This is a genomic window from Blastopirellula marina (assembly GCF_002967765.1).
GTDB classification, from domain to species: domain Bacteria; phylum Planctomycetota; class Planctomycetia; order Pirellulales; family Pirellulaceae; genus Bremerella; species Bremerella marina_A.
Genome location: NZ_PUHY01000010.1, coordinates 425,009 through 440,944, shown reverse-complemented (window position 1 = coordinate 440,944; position 15,936 = coordinate 425,009). Strand labels below are relative to the sequence as shown.

Genomic DNA, 15,936 nt, shown 5'->3' with positions numbered 1-15,936 from the left:
GCTTCAAACCGGCGTTTACCAGGAAGCCTGATTCTGCCAAGATTTAGCGCCGGATGCTCCCATTGGAAAGGATTCCAGAGTCGGGTGAGTCGATATTTTTCCGCAACATATCGCTTTCTGAAGTGGACTACGTTTATCGTAGTGATCGTTGCGTGCGCGCTGGGGATCTATCTTTATCACAATCTGAACAACGAGATTCGCTCGTATGTCGAGCAGAAGTTCGCCAGTCATTACGACAATCTGTTAGTCTCGGTCCGCTCTGCTCGCTTTGTCGAGGGTAAAGGCATCGAGATCCGAGGCTTCTCGCTTTCCAAGCGATCGAGCGTCTATCAAACGCAAGAGATGGTCTCGGTCGACGAGATCATGGTCTACTGCACGACCAATCCAATGGAGTTCGCTTCGGGCGAGTTCCAGGTCGATCGGATCGTCGTCAAGCGTCCACGGCTGACAGCCACGATGGAAGCGGACGGCCAGTTGAGTCTCCGGCATCTCTTCCCCGCGCCTAAGTGGGGGGACGACAATCCAGAGGTTGAAGTCCAGGACGCTTCGTTTCTGTTAGCGGACCGACACGGCGGCAATGTTCGGCGAATCTTGGATGACGTTGATTTTGAAATCAAAACCGAAGTCGTTCCAGGCACCGGTCAAGCCGCGGGCAAGAACCGAATTCAAAAACGGATCAAAGCGATCCTCAATTCGCAAAGCTGGGAATCTGCGGCACTGACGGCGACGATCGACGAACAGTCGCAATCGTTCACCACGCAGGGAACCGTTAGCAATCTGCGAATCGACGACCATCTCTGGCAACAATTTCCAGAAGAACTGCGGGCGAAGATCAAAGAGCTGACCCATCTCAGTGGGATGGCCAACGCCTCGTTTCAAGCTTCCGGAAGTGCCAACGGGCCGATCAATTACTTGGCCACAATCGATCTTCGTGACGGAAGTTGGAGCGATCCACGACTGCCGAACACCATCGAGCGCATTCAGGGACGCGTGATTGCTTCGCCCCCTGGCGTACGCATCGAAAAGTTGGTTGCTTACTACGAAAACGGCTCGGTTAGTGCCTCGCTTGATCGAACCGGCTGGGCCGCGAATAGCCCGATGCACGTCTCGGCCACGCTGAAGAACTTCAACCTGCATGAGGGGCTAAAGGGATTGCTGCCGTACGCGATGCGAGAGAGCTGGGAACGGTACCAGCCATCCGGCACGCTGGACGCCTCGGTGAAGCTCGACTTCGATGGTAAGCGGTGGACTCCCGAGATTCACGCTAACTGTCGCGGTACGAACTTTGTCTATTCCAAGTTCCCTTATCCTGTGACTCAGGCACGTGGTAAGATCGATCTGAAGAACCAATTGCTCGATATCGATTTGTCCGCCTATGCCGGCAAGTCGCGGATCTCCATTATCGGCAGTGTGACTGACCCAGGCCCGAATAGCAGTGGCCCGATTCGCATTCGCTCGTTGGACCCGATCAGTTGGGATCCAACCTTTGAGCATGCTCTGAAAGTTTGTCACGATGGTGTTTACGGCGTTGCTTGTGATTTCCATTTGCAAGGGCAAGCCAACGTCGATTTCACGTTGATCACGCATAGCAATCCCAACGTCGAGGCGGAAAAGACATTGCGGATGCAGATCATCGGCGCATCGGTCAAATACGAGAAGTTCAAGTATCCGATCTCGGATATCAACGGTCACATTATTTGGAAAGATGGTGTTGTCACGATCGAGCAGCTCACGGGCTTCAACGATAGTGGACATATCACCTGTCGCGGAACGTGGCGTGAAATCCCTGGCGATAAGCGAGGCGATTTGAATCTGACGTTTGCCTGTAAAGATGTTCCTCTCGATGATGAACTCAAGGCCGCCCTGCCCGAGTCTGGACGAGAAGGATGGGACCAATTGCGTCCACGTGGGTCGATCGATCACATGGATGTTCAGCTGCATTGGCCCGATGCCCAGGGAGAATGTGATCTGTGGGTGAACGCTCAAAAATGGGAACGTAGTCGTAACCTTTCTGGTCGTGCAATCTCGGTCGAGCCGGTTGGTTTTCCTTATGTTCTGGACGACGTCGTTGGCAGTGCCGAGTTTCGTAACGGACAAGTCACGCTGAAGAATCTCACGGCTCAGCATGGCAACGTGCGTGTCTCGACCAACGGAAGTTGTTACTTTCCGGAAGATCGACGTTGGCAAATTCGATTCCAAGATCTGCGGATCGAGAACATTGTGATCGATCGTGCTTTGTTATTGGCTGTTCCCGAGAAACTGGAGAAGTCGCTACAGCAATTACAAATTGGCCCCATGTTCCATGCCAACGGCGAAGTGGTCCTATCAAACCCCAACCCTGGCCGACCCATTCAGATGAACTGGAACATGACCACGCACATGGCCGGTGGGCAGATTCGGCGTGGATCGCACATCGACAATATCTACGGAGCGATTCGTTTCGAGGGGCAAGCAGACGAAACAGGAACGCGAACCTTTGGTGAGTACATACTTGATAGTGCCACGTGTCGTGGGATTCCTGTGTCGAATATCCGCGGTCCGTTTTGGATCGACGAAACACAGTTCCTGATGGGTCGTCATGTCCCTCGTAACGATAACGAGCCACCACGCCATGTGACGGCCAACACCTTCGGTGGCATGGTGAACTTGGATAGTCGCATGCTGCTGGCCGGCGTGCAGCCGTTTCAAGTCGATGTCGCCTTGGCCAACGGAACGGTCGGCCAAATGCTGATCGATACCGGCCAGCAAAACCGAGCCCAAACTTCGGGGCGTGTTTACGGCAACATTAGCATGACCGGCACCATGGAAAGTGAATACACTTATGAAGGCTCAGGCTCGATTCAACTGCGTGATGCCAACGTCTACCAGCTTCCGTTAGCGGTGGCGATGTTGAAAGTGCTGAATGCCCGCTTCCCAAACACGAATGCTTTCGACACAGCCGATGTGAACTATCGCCTTTCTGGCAACTACATCTACCTCGACGATATCCGCCTATCTGGCGACGCCCTTTCGGTGAAAGGGAACGGCGAAGCGAAGCTCGACGGGCAGATCAGCATGCAGTTCTACACCGAATTCGGTAATCAATCGTTTGATTTGCCCGTTGTACGAACCGTACTTGGCGAAGCGAGTCGCAGTTTGATGGTGATCCATGTCGGTGGTACGATCGATAACCCAACGACCGAACAAGAGATCTTCCCCATGGTAAATCAAACGCTGGAGCAGCTCTTCCCGGCAAAATCGGTTCGCCTGCCGATCGGGGCACCACCTTTACCGGAACAGCCCGCTGGCGTGCGACGTGGTAATTCGATTCCTCATTAGATACGGACTCGATTCCCTGAATCGCCGAGATTCTCCCTGAAGATGGGGGGCGTCTGTGACGATGATATCAGATAGTACCGTTAAGATAGCGGAAAACACCTCGACGTGCTCTCACGTATCCGTAGACGTTTGACTTGCAGCGGATCCTGACCCAGGCTTAATCCTGGGGTACTCTTCTTACAACGAGAGTCCCTGATCCGTTTTCGAGAATGAATCGAACTAGGATTAGTCGAGGAGTCAACGCGATGAGTATCGGACCGACCGGAATGTCGTTTGCCGCTAGCGTAGCAGGTAGCGATCTAGCTCAGCGCAATTCGTCTGACGTATCTCAGACCCAACAGGCCACTAGCAACCAGGCCCGCGTGGTCGATTCGGCCGAGAAAGCAGAGAAAGCTGCTGGCGTTGGCGACCCAGACGAAAGCGAAAAGATTTCCGACCGCGATGGTGATGGTCGCCGAGCCTGGGAACGCCCCGAGAATCACTCCGAAGAAGCCGACGAGTTGGACGTGGAAGGAGAAGTCATCCACGACGACCGACCACCAAAAGATGGCGGAATCACGGGGCAACAGCTCGATATCAGCGGCTAGTTTTCGTCCAAAACGGGGGAGCTTTCTGCTATCTGGCTCCTCAAAGAAAAGTCTGTAACGGTCCTGCGAACGGCGTAGAATTGTCGCCAATAGCGGTCTTAACTCCTAGACCCCCTTCGCGATATGATAGAAGCTCTCGAAACGTTGCCAGAAAATCCCATAGTTTGGAATCCTGATGTCGCAGATGCGTTTTACGAAGATGCACGGAGCCGGAAACGACTACGTCTATGTGAATTTGTTTGAAGAGTCGCTCCCGGCTGCACCGGAGAAGCTGGCGCCGCTTGTTTCGGATCGCCATTTTGGGATTGGCGGTGACGGGATGATTTTGATCATGCCTTCCGAGGTAGCCGATGCCCGGATGCGGATGTTCAACTCCGACGGATCCGAAGCCGAAATGTGTGGTAACGGGCTCCGCTGTGTTGCGAAGTTCGTTTACGACCACGGTATCGCGAAGAAAGAGAAACTCCGCCTCGAAACCGGCGCCGGCCTATTGGCCGTCGAATTGGAAACCGATGGGGTAACGGCTCAGCGTGTGACCGTGAATATGGGGCAGCCGATCCTAGATGCGGCTAAGATTCCCACCACGTTCGGCGGAACACCGGTCGTCGATGAGAAGCTTGAGATCGACGGACAAATGTTCGAGGCGACATGCGTCTCGATGGGCAACCCGCACTGCGTGATTTTTGTCGACAAAGCAGACGACGATTTGGTGCTGGGGATCGGTCCGAAAATCGAACATGCTCCACCGTTCCCGGCCCGCGTGAATGTAGAATTCATTGAAGTCATCAGCCCGACCGAAGTTCGTCAACGAACATGGGAACGTGGCAGTGGCGAGACCTTGGCATGCGGCACTGGTGCTAGTGCTGTCTGCGTGGCGGGCGTGCTGGCAGGCAAGCTGCATCGCCGCATCGTAAACCACCTGCTCGGGGGCGATTTGGAGCTCTACTGGAGCGAAGAAGACAATAATGTCTACATGACCGGCCCGGCAGAAGAAGTTTTCAGTGGTGTCTGGACGATACCACAGGGTGTGCCTCTTTATTCGGAACTCGCCTAACTTACCAAAGGTTGGTAAGGGCAAGGATGCCATGCGTAAGAAACTTCATCCCTGGATTGCACGAACCGGCGGTATGGCCCTGGTGACGATGCTGAAGTCCGTGATGAGTACGTTGGACATCCGGGCGATGTACTTCCAAGCCGAGAACGATCCGGCGAATCCCTTTTGCCCGCGTCGAGGCATTTATATTTTCTGGCACGAGTACATCACGATTCCCTTTGCTTTACGGGGGTATTGTGACATCTCAATGCTCTTAAGCCGCCATCGCGATGCTGAGTGGCTCGCACATGCGGCGTCGCTGATGGGCTTTGGGACCGTCCGTGGCTCTTCCAGTTGGGGAAGCATCGCAGCGCTGAAAGAGTTGATCAAGATTTCGCGCCGCCAGCATTTGGCCATCACGCCCGATGGCCCACAAGGTCCACGTCGCGAGTTGGCGCAAGGTCCGATCTATTTGGCCTCGAAGCTGCAAATGCCGCTCATTCCGATGGGCTTCGGCATGGATCGTCCGGTGCGACTGGGAACTTGGGACAAGTTCGCCCTGCCCCGCCCTTTCAGTCGCGCACGTATGATCATGGGGGAAGCGATCTACGTTCCTCGCAAGATGGATCGTGACCAGGCCGAAGCGTACCGGTTGCAAGTCCAGCGGATGTTGACGCAATTAACCGTCACGGCTGAAAACTGGGCGGAGTCCCATTTGCCGGGCGAAAACGAAGTGGCGTTCTTCCCGACAGCTACGCCGCTGGAGGTGCAGAAAGATACCTCCGCCAAGCGCCGTTTTTGGCAACAGGCGGCCGCAAGTGATCTAAATCCCATGCGGCCGCCCGCGAAAGAAATGGCGGACGGCGAACCGGCCATTTTGCCGTTTCGTGCCGCCTCTTAACGGCTGATCTTGGGCGAACCCCAAACCGACCAGCAACCGCGATTGTTTTCGCCAGTCGATTCGGTGATCAGCTCCAGCTTGTTCACCCCGGTGATGTCGAGGTCTAGCTGAGCGATGTCCGTTCCTTGGATTTCCTTCGAGCGAAACAGTTCTTCACCGTCTCCTTTGATGATAAACACGACGCCAGCTCGGTCTGAGGAACCTGGCTGAAGGCCGGCAACCGCGGACAGCTTTTTCCATTGTCCGTCCAAAGCAAACGTGAAGTTTGATTTCGCATGGGCGTACAGTCCTTTGCCATGGAATTGTCCGCCCGGCATCAGGAAGAAGCCACCGCTGCGACTGCGACGCGATCGATAAACGGCATTCCGCATGGGACGTCCAAACTCAACCTGTTCGGTCTCAGTTGCGATATCGGACAGAAACGTTTCGTCTTCCGTCACATCCTCTAAGGAAACCGGCGTGGTTGTGCCTTCGTAGGCCAGGCATTGTTTGAGAAAGTCCGCGATGGTGGCATCGGGATGGGCTGCGAGGTACTTCTTAGCCAATGCTCTCGCTTCGGCCAGTTCGCCGTCATGCAGCTTCTGTTCGATGTCACCGGTAATCAGCGAGTCACTGAGAGCTTGGATATTCGGCTCTCCCTGTTCGTTCGCTGTGAAATTGTAGCCAACTTCCGAGGTCGCTCCGTTAGCGTGACAGAAGTTCAATCGCAAAGCACTTGAACCTGGCTTGTGCTCGTCGAGTGTGATCTCGAACGTGCCATCTGGCTGAACTTCCCGTGTCCACTGGTAAGCATCATAGTTGCTGCCCCCATCTGGATCGCTGTAGGCAATAACAGCGAACGGTTCGATGTTCGATTCCACTTTGCCGCGAACGGTCAGCGATTTCCCTTCGCCACTGAACGACACGTTGGAAACACGAACGTGACCACGATCGAACCGCTGTTTGTTGCTTTGCGTCAGAAGAGGGTGACACATCATTCGTGTCGCACTGGCAAGCGTCATGAAGCTGCCTTTCTTGCCAACAAGCTCGGCGCGGTAAGTATAGTTGCCCGAGCCCATCAAGGCGGTGCCTTTCGAACGTTCGGACGAAAGTTCGTGGTTGTGCGGCAGACTTAGCCCATGTCCCAATTCGTGGGCCATGCCGCCGATGAACACGGTGTTGAAGTCGGCCAGCGAGCGGCGTTGATTGCGGTTGTGTTCGTTGTAGCGAAACGGCTCGTCGGTCTTGGTGAGGTTCAACGTGTCGAGCATTTCGCAATCGGCAGCAAAGCAAATGCCGCGAACCTGATTCGCTCCGCCGAGGCCATAATACGGCGAGTAAATCTTATACACCCCGTCGTCCTGCTTGTCGCATAGACCACACAAGATCAACAGGAACTCGCGTTCTGGATCGACTTGTCCACGAAGTTGCTGGCCAATCTCACGCAGCATCTTCAAGCCGTACTGAACGTCGTAACCGTAGCCATCATGGTTCTCGGCTCCTTTGACGACATGAATCTTGACCTGCTCGCCGTCCATTTCGAGTGGCAACTGGGCATCTTTCAAGCCGACACGGGCGAACTCCGTATCGTAGAAGTCCTTGATATCAAGCACGATTCGGTTGATCCGCTCTTGGTACTTCGGCAGCGGTTCGCGGTCGGCGGCATGAAAGTAGATCACGCGAAGCTTGAGGTCTTCTTTATCGGCACCTTCATGAAAGGCCCGCACACGGGCTTGCAAAGCTTGGGCAATCGAGGTTTCGTCGGCCAGCACCGGGAGGCCAACGACAAGAAGCATCAACAGCGAGAAAGCAAACTTCCACATGGAAATTCGGATCCTTGGGGGAGGGAGAAAGAAGGTAGGCTGCGCACAACTATATATTAGCTCAGATCACGCTCGATGTCCTCTCCCTGAGGCCGCGTACCTTCCGAAATCGTCGGTTCTGGTCTATCATCGAGACCTCACACGTGTGCTCTCAGAATGCTGTTTTTTCCGGGATTTTATTGTCGACATGGATGCCGAACTCGAAGGCTGGCCAGAACCAGGAGACAAACCGCCGGTACTGAGTGTCTCGCAGTTGACGTCACTCATTCAGGGAACGCTTGAGATGGCGATCCCTCCGGTCTGGGTGGCTGGAGAGATCTCGAATCTGTCGCAACCTCGTAGCGGGCACGTCTATCTGACGCTCAAAGATGACGAAGCCCAGATTCGTGCGGTCATCTGGCGGAACACAGCTGCGAAGCTACCTTTCGATCTGGAAGATGGTCAGGAAGTTCTTTGCCACGGGCAACTTGATGTCTACCCACCCCGTGGCAGTTACCAGCTGGTGATCCGGGAAATTGAGCCGCGTGGCGTTGGTTCCCTGCAACTGAAATTGCGGCAGTTACAACAGAAATTATCGGCCGAAGGCCTGTTCGATGCCGATCGCAAACGGCCGCTGCCGAAGTTTCCTCGTCGTATTGCCTTCGTCACGAGTCCCACCGGGGCGGCCGTTCGCGACTTCCTCGAGGTGATGAACCGTCGCTGGAAGAATGTCGAGGTGTTGGTCATTCCGGCACGTGTTCAAGGGGAAGGAGCGGCTCAGGAGATCGCCGCCGGAATTCATCGGGCTCATCTGCTCACGGAGCGTCCCGATGTAATTGTCGTGGGACGTGGTGGTGGAAGCATGGAAGACTTGTGGTGCTTCAATGAAGAAGTCGTGGTGCGGGCAATTGCAACTTCCGAAATCCCGACGATTTCGGCCGTCGGCCACGAAATCGATGTCACGCTGGCCGACTTTGCTGCCGACGTCCGGGCACTAACTCCGAGCGAAGCAGCTGAGTTGGTCGTTCCTTCGATGGCAGAAATTGAAGAACGACTCGGCACCTTTCAGCAGCGTCTGGCCACCGGCTTACGGACGACCTACGATCGTGCCGCGGCCAAGTTGGAACTGCTTGCTCGAAATCGTGTGTTCACCCATCCATTTGAAATGGTGCACGATCACCAGCGGACCCTCGACGACTTAGATGCCGCCGCAACACGGGCCATCCGGCGCCGGCTGCAAAACGCGCAAGAAGCCTTAGCACGGAGATCAGCCCAACTGGAAGCCATGTCACCGTTAGCCGTGCTTGCGCGCGGTTACTCAGTCACGCGCACGACCGAGAAGGAAGTGATTCGTGAGCACGATCAGGTTCAGCCGGGGGATGAAATCGAAACAATTCTCCCGAACGGAAGAATTCGCAGCCGTGTCGAATCGACTGAACCAAACGAGTCGTAGAACGTAATTTCGGCTGTGGGAACCATTCTGTCGCGGGCAGCACAGCCAAATATTCAGAACAGTCGCAACTCGGTCCCCGCAGAGGGCCCCCAACCTAGGACATCCCATTGGCTAAGAAGAAGACCCCCGAGAGCCAGCCAGACGAATCCGCACCGAAATTCGAGCAAGGCTTGTCCGAACTGCAACAAATTGTTCAACAGCTGGAAACAGGACAGTTAGGCTTGGACGAGGCCCTGGAAAAGTATCAGCGTGGGATCGAAGTCCTCAAGCAGTGCCACACGGTTCTCAAATCGACCGAAAGGAAGATCGAATTGCTCTCAGGCGTCGATGCGGAAGGGAACCCCGTTACCCAGCCGTTTGAGGATGAGCAAATGTCGCTCGACGAAAAGGCTGAGTCACGGGCCAAACGGAGGGGCGCTTCCAAGAAATCTGGAGGGAAATCGACCACGGATAACGTGGACGAAGGTCGCAAGTTGTTCTAAAATAGGACCTTGCAACGGAAGGCGGCTGGGAGGCCACGAAGTAAGTGCCGTTGCCCCGTAGTCTTATAAGCGCGCAGGAATGAGCATGGCCGAAGTGTCAACGGACACGTTTCTCGAAATTGCCGAACGTCTTCGACCTGAGGTTGATGCCGCACTCGCTCGACTCACTGAATTCGACGACGACTGTCCGACCCGTTTGCGCGACGCAATTCGTTACAGTTTGCTCGCTCCGGGCAAGCGGCTTCGCCCTGTTCTGGCGTTGCTGGCCGCCGAGGCGTGCGGTTCCGATAGAAGCAATGCGATTGCTCCGGCCTGTGCCGTCGAGATGATCCATGCCTATTCATTGATTCACGATGACTTACCGGCGATGGACGACGACGACTTACGTCGCGGGCGACCGACTTGCCATCGCCAGTTTGATGAAGCGACTGCCATCTTGGCGGGAGACGCACTGTTAACGCGAGCTTTCGAGGTTTTAGCGACAGAAATCCCGGACGCCAACCAATCTCGACGTTGTTTACGCGAATTAACCCACGCGGCCGGTGCGAGCCAACTGGTCGGTGGTCAGGTCGATGATTTGCAGTTCGAGTCACTACCGGGAACGGCAGACGACCTGGCGAAGATTCACCGCCGCAAGACCGGAGCCATGATTACTGTCTCGCTTCGCTTAGGCGGAATTGTGGCCGATGCGGACGAATCCTTGCTTGATGCTCTCACACAATACGGAGACGCGGTTGGCTTAGCTTTCCAGATCACAGACGACTTGCTCGACGTCCAAGGGGACGAGAAATCGATGGGCAAGCGTGTAGGCAAAGATGCTGGGAAGGGAAAGATGACCTTTCCTGGGATTTGGGGTATTGAAGAGAGCCGACGCAAGGCGGAACAATTGATACATCAGGCGAGTGACGCCGCAACCACCCTTCCCTGCGGGGGGCACGCACTCATTTCCCTGGCTCACTACGTCCTGGAAAGGAACCATTAATCGTCATGGCGGAACTACTCCCCTCGATTAAATCGCCGGAAGACTTGCAGAATCTCAACACCGCCCAACTGAATCAGTTGGCTGGCGAGATTCGCGAGGTGTTATGCAACTTGGTGGCGACTCGGACTGCGCACTTTGCATCCAATTTGGGTGTTGTCGAGTTGTGTATTGCGCTGCACCGAACGTTTGACTTCAAACAGGATCGTTTGATCTGGGATACAGGGCACCAGGTCTATCCGCACAAACTGGTAACGGGTCGTTACGATCAGTTCAACACGATGCGGACCAAGGGCGGCCTGATGGGCTACCCGAACCCCAATGAGAGCGATTACGACCTCTTCATGACGGGTCACGCAGGTGCCAGTGTTTCGACCGTTATGGGGTTGGCCAGCGGCGACTACCTGGCCGGTCATGGCGATCGTCACGCGGTCGCGGTGATTGGCGATGGCGCGTTCCCTTGCGGGATGGTTTTCGAGGCGCTAAACAATGCCAAGACGCTTAAGGGCAACCTGCTCATCATCTTGAACGACAACAAGATGTCAATCTGCCCACGAGTCGGTGGTGTCGCTGATTATTTCGATCGGTTGCGGATGAATTCCTTCTACACCGGATTCAAGCACGAGATCGTCAAGGCGTTGAACATGGTCCCGGTCTTCGGCGACCCGACCGAACGCTTCCTAGCGCAACTCAAAGAAGGCGTCAAAGCGGGGCTTCACGGCGGAATGCTGTTCGAAGAACTGGGTGTCAACTACATCGGACCAATCGATGGCCACAACATTCCGCTGTTGCGGAAGTACATGGAAATGGTCAAGACGCAGAAGGGACCAACCCTGCTACATGTGGTGACCGAAAAAGGACACGGCTACGATCCAGCCGCGGAAGATCCGGTCTACTATCACACGCCACCTGCGATCTGTAAGCCAGGCGAAGCGAAACCGGAAGAAAAGCGAGAAGGCTCGAAGGCCTATACCAATTACGCCCGCGATGCGATCGCTGACGTGATGCGGCGTAACGACAAAGTCACCGTGCTGACGGCAGCGATGTGCCAAGGGACGAAGATGGAGCCGCTCCGTGATGAGTTTGGCGACCGCTTCTTCGATACCGGTATCTGCGAATCGCATACGGTCGCGTTTGCCGCTGGTCAGGCGAAAGCTGGGCTTCGTCCGATCGTCAACATCTACAGCACATTCCTGCAGCGGAGCTTCGATCAGGTCTTCCAGGAAGTCGCTCTGCAAGACTTGCCAGTCGTCTTCACCATGGACCGCGCTGGGATCACGGCTGCCGATGGTCCGACACATCATGGTATGTACGACGTCGGTTACATGCGGATGTTCCCGAACATGATTGTCATGGCCCCGGGCGATGCCGACGAACTAACGGAGATGCTCCAGTTTGCCGTCGACGCGGACCATCCGACCGCGATTCGTTATCCGAAGACCAACGCCGAGAACATCAAGCGAGATCGTACCCCACTGGAGCTTGGCAAAGCTGAAGTTCTGAAACGTGGCCAAGATGGTGCAGTGATTTGCTACGGTGCTCAACTTGCCGATGCGAAGAAGGCTGTAGAAATGCTGGCCAAAGATGGGCTCGACGTCACGTTGGTCAATGCTCGCTTCGTAAAGCCATTCGACGCCGAAACGATCCTCCCGATTCTGCGTGAGTCGCCATTTGTGATCACGGTCGAAGAAGGAGCCCTACTGACCGGGTTCGGCAGTGCCCTTCTGGAACAAGCCGCCGATGCGGGGGTCGACGCAAGTCACGTAAAGCGACTTGGAATTCCCGACGTCTTCGTGCAACATGGAGATAGAGCCGAAATCTTGGCCGAGTTGCAACTCGATTCGCTCGGCATTGCCACCGTTTGCCGACAATTGGCAGGCGCGGAGCGAAAGGTTTCGTCCTCTCATTAAAATCCCGTAAGGTCCGCAATCGGCGGATCGAGATGCGGTCGTCGACTTCATTTACGGGCGTAATCCGCACTCCTGGACCTTACCCGGGCATCCCTCCCATGACTTTGACTCCTCCGCGTCCAAAAACACCTGACTGGGTTGGCAAGGAAAAGCCACGCGTCATGCTGCTGGGAGCCGGCAATCGGCCTCACGTGCAGGAGGAGACCGAGCGACTGCTGCATGTGTTGCCGCAGTTCGCCGAAGTGGTTCTAACCGACTTGAACTGGGAGTCGGATCTTTCTCAGGTCGAAGCGGACTTCGCAATTGTTTTAGGTGGCGACGGCTCGATCCTCGGCGCCGCACGCAGCATGGGATACAACCAAACGCCAATTATTGGCGTGAATATGGGTAATCTCGGGTTTCTGACGACGTTTACCCCAGAGGTTTTCGTCGATCAATTGGCCTCATTGGTCGCTGGAGAATGTCAGATTCTCGAGCATATGATGCTCCGCTGCCAGGTTCTGCAGAACGACGAAGTCATTGCCGAGCGGATCGGATTGAACGAAATGGCGATTCTCGGCGGTCCGCCGTTCCAAATCCGCACGATTGACCTTTACGTGGATGGACTGTTAGCGACATCATATAGCTGCGATGGCTTGATCATCAGCACACCGGTCGGTTCGACGGCCCATAATTTGTCTGCTGGTGGCCCCATATTGCGGGCCGATCTGCGGGCGTTCGTGGTCAGTCCGATCAATCCGCACACCCTGACGATGCGGCCTGTGGTCGATACGGGAGATCGATGCTTCGAGATGCATCTGCGAGGTGCTGATCGAAAAATGTCGGTCGTTGTCGACGGTCGCGTCCTCAGTCCGATCACCAGCGACCATCGCGTCCGGGTCGATCAAGCGGAACCCAGGTTCAAGCTCGTCGCGACCCACGATCACAATTACTACCGCACGCTCCGCGAAAAACTAGGCTGGGGCGGTCAAATCGACCATGGGCGGTAGCCGAAGTTTGAAGTGTTCCGCTGCCCCCGGATGATATCGGAACACCGTTCAAAAATGACCTGAACTGCAAGGATGCAATCATGAAATTCTTCGCGACGATCGCGATTCTGTTGGGCGTGGCTGCGGCTGCGATCGCTGACGATGCCACCGTCAAGCTCGAATACAAGTTCGCCGTAGGGGACGTGGTTCGTTCAAAGATTACCCACCTCTCGACGGTCGATACCAAGATCAAAGGTGTCAAGCAAACCGCCCAGTCGCGCAGTATTTCGACGCGCAAGTGGCAAGTCGAAAAGGTCGATGACGACGGCTTGGTGACGTTCGTCCACTCGGTCGAAAACATCAACATGTGGCAGAAGGTTACCGATCGTCCCGAAGTTTCGTACAACAGCGAAACTGATGAATTGCCACCTGCGATCTACGCTCAAGCTTCTAAGAGTGTGGGTGTGCCCCTTTCGCGAATCACCATCGATCGTCAAGGTCGCTTGGTCAAACGCGAGCATCTTGGTGGCACGCCAAGCAGCGAATCGCAAATCTTGGCCATCCTCCCAGAAGATCCCATCGCGGTAGGTGCCGCCTGGTATTCGCCAGACGATCTGACCGTTCGGGCCGGCAACGGATCACTGAAACGAATCAAAACGCGTCAGGTCTTTCGTTTGGTGAACGTGAGTGCTGGGGTCGCGACCATCACCACGGAAACACAAGTCCTCACTCCGATTGACGACCCGATGCTGAAGGTCGAACTGATCCAAAAACTAACAAAGGGCAAGCTTCGTTTTGATATCGAGCAAGGTCGCATCCTTTCGCAACAGATCGACCTCGACGAAACCGTGATCGGTTTCCAAGGGGAAGAAAGCGTGATGAACTACCTCGGACGGATGACCGAAGAACTGGTCGATTCCGCTCCGAAGAAGATCGCCTCATTGCCGGCCGCACCGAAGGCGATGAAGCTGACGCCACCTAAAGCGGAAAACGTGCCGACACCTGCCGATCCCACGACCAAGCCGGAAGAAAAAGTTGAGCCTGCCGAAGAGCCAGCTAAGCAGGAAATGCCGAAGGATGAACCAGCCGAGGATACCCTTGCTGGCGAGCCAACGCCAGCGGATCCGACAACCAAGCCTGCGGAAGAAGAACCGGTTGCCGAGGTTGCGGAAGCTCCGGCACTGACTGCTCCGGAAACGAAAGAGAATTAAGGGGAATGTTCGCGGTTATCCGGTACGTCGACAAAAGAGGGCTCGATTGCCATCGACGGTCGGAGTGAAGATGATTGTACCCGTGTTCGGTCTGCGAGATTTCAATTGAACCAGTAAGGCCTCGAGCTTCAACTCGAGGCCTCTTTGTTTGAGTTCCAGCGTTCCCCAATCTGCTTTGCGAACGGCTTTCTTTAAACGTTTCGTGTCGATCTTCTCGATGTTCAAGACCTCAAATTTCGATAGCAACGGGTGGTCAACGTTTGAGGGGCCCGTCAGGTAGTGCGATTGTGCGGAAACTCGCGCCAGCCCCAATTCAGCTGCCAAGGTATCGACCATGCCCGCGGCAACCAAGGAAGGATCTGGGTCAAACAGGCTCGCCGCAATTTCCGTAGCCGGACTCGGTGGACGAGGCACGCCAACGTAGGATGCTGCCTGACCGTTATTATCGAGACGGGTTGCTCGGCGAGCGCCAGGTTGAATCGCAAGCTCACCCAACCAGACTACCAATTGTTTGCACTCACGATGGTGCGTGATCCATTCGCACTCCCCTTCCGCTTCCCACTCTGAAGGAAGCGAACTTGCCGGGGCCAGCTTTAAAGCGGCGTTGCGGTTGCGCCGCAGCATTGTTTCCAACTGCGCGAGGGACGGACTAAAGTTATCCAGCTGAATTGTGCGGCGGTTGTCGCTGCGGCGATCGGGATCGATATGCCATGCGGCGAATGCTTCCAGCGAGACTTCTTCGGCCAGGCAGCACTGTGTGTCGGCAAGCTTTGCGCCATAGGTAGAAACGTTGGCGGCAGCGAAACAAAGATGTTCCTCCGAAGCATCAACCGCTGTGGTTGGCCCGCGCTGAGCCAATGCAATCAAGTCTCCGCCGATTCCGCAGCAGAGATCAGCCAGCGGTTGGCTTGAGGGAAACTTTTCGGCTTTGTATGCCGCGATCGCTTCGTCGGTCGACTGTTCGTAACCGATACGCGTGAAGAACATCTGCTCGGCACGCGAGAACTTTTTAATACCTCGCCGACGGAGCTCGATTTGGCGAAGCAGGGCCTGAGTTTGCTCGGCCGTCAATGAATCACGCAGTTTCTTCAGCGTCGAGATGGCATTGGGATCGCTCTCGCTTAACCAGGCAAACCAATCGGCCGCTTCCTTCGATGTAAGCCAGATGGAGACGTTAAGGGATGTCGATTGGTCGGAAGATTCCATGTTGTCGTGCTGGGAAAGACGTGGCGGCGGCTCGGGTTCTAGCATGTGCTGGCATGGCATTCATGACTTAGCTGGCTGGCGCTCGATGAATACAGCTAGACGCACGC

General features: G+C 55.4%; 12 protein-coding genes. 10 read left to right on the top strand and 2 right to left on the bottom strand.

The window, feature by feature from the left end; translation table 11 throughout:
* The first annotated feature begins 84 nt into the window (after positions 1–84).
* The 4 genes from C5Y83_RS12770 to C5Y83_RS12755 all read left to right on the top strand — a co-directional run bounded on the left by C5Y83_RS12770 (position 85) and on the right by C5Y83_RS12755 (position 5,839).
* On the top strand, positions 85–3,318 hold the full coding sequence (locus C5Y83_RS12770) for an AsmA-like C-terminal domain-containing protein (RefSeq protein ID WP_105330126.1): 3,234 nt from the start codon (positions 85–87) through the stop codon (positions 3,316–3,318).
* Between the two features lie 245 nt (positions 3,319–3,563).
* Positions 3,564–3,905: a hypothetical protein gene (locus C5Y83_RS12765; RefSeq protein WP_105330125.1), complete on the top strand. Its 342-nt coding sequence runs from the start codon at positions 3,564–3,566 to the stop codon at positions 3,903–3,905.
* Between the two features lie 175 nt (positions 3,906–4,080).
* A complete protein-coding gene (gene dapF, locus C5Y83_RS12760) occupies positions 4,081–4,959 on the top strand; it encodes a diaminopimelate epimerase (protein ID WP_199195035.1) in 879 nt (292 codons plus the stop codon).
* Between the two features lie 31 nt (positions 4,960–4,990).
* On the top strand, positions 4,991–5,839 hold the full coding sequence (locus C5Y83_RS12755; RefSeq protein ID WP_105330124.1) for a lysophospholipid acyltransferase family protein: 849 nt from the start codon (positions 4,991–4,993) through the stop codon (positions 5,837–5,839).
* Here C5Y83_RS12755 and C5Y83_RS12750 read toward each other — a convergent pair.
* A complete protein-coding gene (locus C5Y83_RS12750; RefSeq protein ID WP_105330123.1) occupies positions 5,836–7,641 on the bottom strand; it encodes an NPCBM/NEW2 domain-containing protein in 1,806 nt (601 codons plus the stop codon). The two genes, C5Y83_RS12755 and C5Y83_RS12750, sit on opposite strands and share 4 nt — an antisense overlap.
* 187 nt (positions 7,642–7,828) lie before the next feature.
* Here C5Y83_RS12750 and xseA point away from each other — a divergent pair, with 187 nt between their 5' ends.
* The 6 genes from xseA (at position 7,829) to C5Y83_RS12720 (ending at position 14,623) form a co-directional block, all read left to right on the top strand.
* Positions 7,829–9,073: an exodeoxyribonuclease VII large subunit gene (gene xseA / locus C5Y83_RS12745; protein WP_105330122.1), complete on the top strand. Its 1,245-nt coding sequence runs from the start codon at positions 7,829–7,831 to the stop codon at positions 9,071–9,073.
* A 107-nt stretch (positions 9,074–9,180) separates the two neighbouring features.
* Positions 9,181–9,555, top strand: coding sequence for an exodeoxyribonuclease VII small subunit (gene xseB, locus C5Y83_RS12740; RefSeq protein WP_105330121.1), 375 nt, complete (start codon positions 9,181–9,183; stop codon positions 9,553–9,555).
* Between the two features lie 85 nt (positions 9,556–9,640).
* Positions 9,641–10,537 carry a polyprenyl synthetase family protein gene (locus C5Y83_RS12735; RefSeq protein ID WP_105330120.1) on the top strand — a complete coding sequence of 299 codons (897 nt, stop codon included), beginning with the start codon at positions 9,641–9,643 and terminating at the stop codon, positions 10,535–10,537.
* A 5-nt stretch (positions 10,538–10,542) separates the two neighbouring features.
* Positions 10,543–12,444, top strand: coding sequence for a 1-deoxy-D-xylulose-5-phosphate synthase (dxs, locus tag C5Y83_RS12730; protein WP_105330119.1), 1,902 nt, complete (start codon positions 10,543–10,545; stop codon positions 12,442–12,444).
* A gap of 98 nt (positions 12,445–12,542) precedes the next feature.
* Positions 12,543–13,433 carry an NAD(+)/NADH kinase gene (locus C5Y83_RS12725; protein WP_233207203.1) on the top strand — a complete coding sequence of 297 codons (891 nt, stop codon included), beginning with the start codon at positions 12,543–12,545 and terminating at the stop codon, positions 13,431–13,433.
* An 80-nt stretch (positions 13,434–13,513) separates the two neighbouring features.
* A complete protein-coding gene (locus tag C5Y83_RS12720) occupies positions 13,514–14,623 on the top strand; it encodes a hypothetical protein (RefSeq protein ID WP_105330117.1) in 1,110 nt (369 codons plus the stop codon).
* 15 nt (positions 14,624–14,638) lie between these two features.
* Here the strand turns inward: C5Y83_RS12720 and C5Y83_RS12715 are convergent, their stop codons facing one another.
* Entirely contained in the window at positions 14,639–15,874 is a 1,236-nt protein-coding gene (locus C5Y83_RS12715) for a class I SAM-dependent methyltransferase (protein ID WP_105330116.1), read from the bottom strand.
* Positions 15,875–15,936 lie beyond the last annotated feature (62 nt).